Here is a 2712-nt window from a genome sequence, read left to right as displayed (position 1 = left end):
GTTCATCCTGAGCCAGGATCAAACTCTCCAATAAAGTTAGTTTGTCTAGCATCTAAAAATAAAAATTGACGTTTCACGTTGTTTGTTTCGTTCAGTTTTCAAAGAACTACTCGGTCGCTCATTTGCGACTTCCTTATGTTAACATCTTCGTTAGTTAATGTCAACTAAGTTTTTCATTTTGTTTGCCGCGTTCTGCGTTATTGCATCGGCGACTTGTTCTATATTACACCTCTAACCTACAATCGTCAATATGTTTTTATAAAAAACTTCATTTTTTTATAAACCCTATTTACGCTATTAATTTATCTATTTATATACCTCTTCTATAAGAATAGATAGCAACCCATAAAATACTCTATGGGTTGCTATTCCATCATAAAAACTATTGTTCTTTTGAAGGTACCGAACAACTTTCGTCCGTACAAGACATATCGCTTCCACCCTCTGAAGAAAGTTCTTGTAACTTAGGTGCAGGATTCTCTTCTTCCCACACTTGCTGAAGTGCACCAACAAAAGTTTCAAGTGGTTGCGCACCTGAAATAGCATACTTTTGATTAATAATAAAATAAGGCACTCCCGAAATTTGATATTGCTGAGCAATCGCTTCATCAATTCTAACATCATTTGCATATGCGCTTTTATCATTAATAACACGTAAAGCTTCTTGCTTTTCTAAACCTGAAGCTTCAGCAATAGTAACAAGCGTATCCACATCACTTAAATTTCTCGATTCTGTGAAATATGCAAAAAGTAGATTTTCCGTAATCTCTTTTTCTTTCCCTTGATCCTTTGCAAACTTCGCAAGACGATGCGCATCAAAAGTGTTCGTCGGCTTCATCTCATCAAAATTAAAACTTAAACCCATACTAGCTGCATGACTTCCTAGTTGTATATTATTACGTTTAGCTTCTTCAATACTAATCCCATACTTTGATGCAAGTACTTCATTAATACTTGTTCCAGAATAGATTGGAGCATTTTGATCTAATTCAAAACTTTTAAACTCAACCTCAACATCTTTCTTATGTGGAAATTGCTCTAAAGCCATCTCTAATCTACGTTTCCCAATGTAGCAAAATGGGCATACAAAATCTGACCATACTTCAATTTTCATAGAAACACCTCATTAACATGTAGTTTTCAATTATTGTAGCACTGGCACGAAGGAATTCAAAAATTTATGCTTCATGCTTTATATACTACAAACTAAAATGAATCTATAAATAGAAAAAACGATAATCAAAAGTATAAAAACATTTCCTTCTGATTATCGTATATACAAATCTAATTATGCTGGAATATATCTCCCCACGAATTTCCATACAGTATTCCAATATTTATTTGAATCTATCTTCTCAGCTTCTCCATGTCCAGCACCTGGAACAATTAATTTCTCTTTTTCTACTTTTGCAGCATTATATACTTCATCTAACATTTCATAAGGAACGAACGTATCAGCATCCCCATGAATAAATAGCATAGGTGTTTTACTTTTCTCTACTTGTTTTATAGCTGAAGCTTCTTCTAAATCATATCCAGCTCTTAATTTTGTAACTGTATTGGCCGCATTCATAACAGGAAACTTCGGCAAGTGGAATAGATCTTTTAGTTGATAAGTAAATTCATCAATAACAGTTGAGTATCCACAATCTTCAATAATAACTTTAACGTTAGAAGGTAACTCTTCACCTGAAGTCATCATTACAGTTGCCCCGCCCATTGAAACACCAAAAAGTGCTATTTCAGCATTAGGGTCTTTTTTTACAATTTGTTGAATCCAAATCAAAATATCTTTACGATCGTGCCAGCCCATCCCTATATAATCGCCTTCACTATTTCCGTGCCCACGAAGATCTGGCGCTATGACGTTATAACCTTGTTCGTAAAAATTCCGGATATATTTCGTCATTTTCGATGCCCTGCTATCATATCCATGAACTACAATTGCCCATTTATGGCTAGATTGTTCATTCATATATTCATAACCTGTTAATTTCAACTTATCGAAAGAATTTATGTTTCGTGTATTAGGTTTATGATTTGATACAAAGCTCGCATCCTTTTCTTCGTTTGTAGCGAACACACCTCCTGATGCATTCACTGTTTCTACTAAATGAGGATTATCCTCTAAAAATTCTTTCTCTTGTTTCGCATTCAACGCATAATTATAAAAATAATTCCCGACTAACATATAAGTAATTGTTAGAAGGACTAAAACTACTATAGTAATTACACCTATCTTTTTCATATTATCTCCTTTTTCAAAATTAAATCTTCTTATATTTAAGTACTCAAAAAAACAACTGCACTATTTTAACATACTGACAGATCGCTTCTACAAAAAATAAAATAGAAAATCTTAAACTACACATCAAAAATAATGAAAGAAAATGAATATGAGGGGATCAAAAGAGTAAGGATTACTTACTTGAGGCTGATAAAGTGAAACTTTAATCAGTGGGGGTTTTGTTCATCCCCCACTGATTATTAGTTGAACCAATCGGACGTTTACGGACCGTTGATCTCCCGCCTACCTTCTTTGCTCCAACTGAATTTTGAGGTGGGAGTTTTACTGTCCGTTAACGCGGGATAAGAAGTTTAAAACACAAAAAAGACGAGTCATACTGACTCGTCTTACAGTTGCTTGGCGACGTCCTACTCTCACAGGGACAAGGTCCCAACTACCATCGGCGCTAGAGAGCTTAACTTCCG

2 protein-coding genes are annotated in these 2712 nt (G+C 34.6%); both read right to left on the bottom strand.

Annotation, left to right across the window (positions count from 1 at the left end):
* Positions 1 to 382: 382 nt before the first annotated feature.
* Positions 383 to 1114: a DsbA family oxidoreductase gene (locus MR113_RS27005; RefSeq protein WP_000687932.1), complete on the bottom strand. Its 732-nt coding sequence runs from the start codon at positions 1112 to 1114 to the stop codon at positions 383 to 385.
* Positions 1115 to 1288: 174 nt separating this feature from the next.
* The gene (locus tag MR113_RS27000; RefSeq protein ID WP_242257462.1) at positions 1289 to 2248 is read right to left on the bottom strand and encodes an alpha/beta hydrolase; all 960 of its coding nucleotides are present in this window, start codon (positions 2246 to 2248) and stop codon (positions 1289 to 1291) included.
* Between the last annotated feature and the right edge of the window lie 464 nt (positions 2249 to 2712).

The sequence above is a fragment of the Bacillus cereus group sp. BfR-BA-01379 genome, from assembly GCF_022663605.1.
Taxonomy (GTDB): Bacteria; Bacillota; Bacilli; order Bacillales; family Bacillaceae_G; genus Bacillus_A; species Bacillus_A mobilis.
Note: the sequence above shows the minus strand (reverse complement) of the source record. Positions and strands in the feature narration are given on the sequence as shown.